The 748-nt window shown below is 68.3% G+C and carries 1 protein-coding gene and 1 pseudogene; one reads left to right on the top strand and one right to left on the bottom strand.

Going from position 1 to position 748, the window contains the following annotated elements:
* Positions 1-95 (bottom strand): annotated as a pseudogene (locus B7L92_RS43200) (helix-turn-helix domain-containing protein); the annotation flags it as partial.
* A 223-nt stretch (positions 96-318) separates the two neighbouring features.
* Between B7L92_RS43200 and B7L92_RS36820 the strand changes: the two are divergent.
* On the top strand, positions 319-748 hold a 430-nt coding region (locus B7L92_RS36820; RefSeq protein ID WP_081241499.1), incomplete at its 3' end, for an MmyB family transcriptional regulator.

Here is a 748-nt window from a genome sequence, read left to right as displayed (position 1 = left end):
ACGCCGAGCCGGTCGGCGAGTGCGGTGACGCGGGCGACGACGGCCGGCAGCGCGGTCGTCGGCGCGGTGCCCGGACCCTCGAAGCCACCCGTCACCGACAGATCTCCTACGTCTCTCACAGGCTTCTCACAAGCGGTTGCCGTGAACTTCACGGAGACTAGCCGGTGGTTCGAACTCACATCCAGGTCTCGCCACAACTGTGGCCAATTTCGGCCGTCAACCGGCATGAAATGCCACGATAGTTGACACGCCGCGCGTCGGGGCAGCAGGATCGGGGCGCCGCGTCAGGGCCGCACAGGCAAGAGGGGTGACCTCCCGATGACTTATCAGGCAGGAGGGCAGCGGCCGGCACCGCGGCCCGCCCCCGAGACTCCCGAGACCCGGGCCTATCTGGCGGACTACGCCGTGTTCCTCGAAGCCGTGCCCTTCCCCTCCCTGGTGATCGACCACCGCTGGGACGTGCTGCTGGCCAACAGTGCTTTCCGGACACTTTTTCGAGATGTCGAACCGCATCCGACGGCCCTGCCGACCGACAACTTCCTCCGGTTCGTCCTCTTCCACCCGGACGCCGCCACGGTCCTCGGCGACCACGAGTCCAGTTGGTGCCTGCCGATGCTGGCCCACTTCGCCCAGGCCGTCGAGCGGTACGGACACGACCGCGGGCTGCAGGCCATCCGTCGCGACATCGCCCAGGACCCGATCATGGAGGCCGCCTACCGGCACGGCCTGCCGCACTGGCTGAGGGCGG

This window comes from Streptomyces viridosporus (assembly GCF_002078235.1).
GTDB lineage: Bacteria > Actinomycetota > Actinomycetes > Streptomycetales > Streptomycetaceae > Streptomyces > Streptomyces viridosporus.
This window is presented reverse-complemented; position numbering and strand designations above follow the sequence as displayed.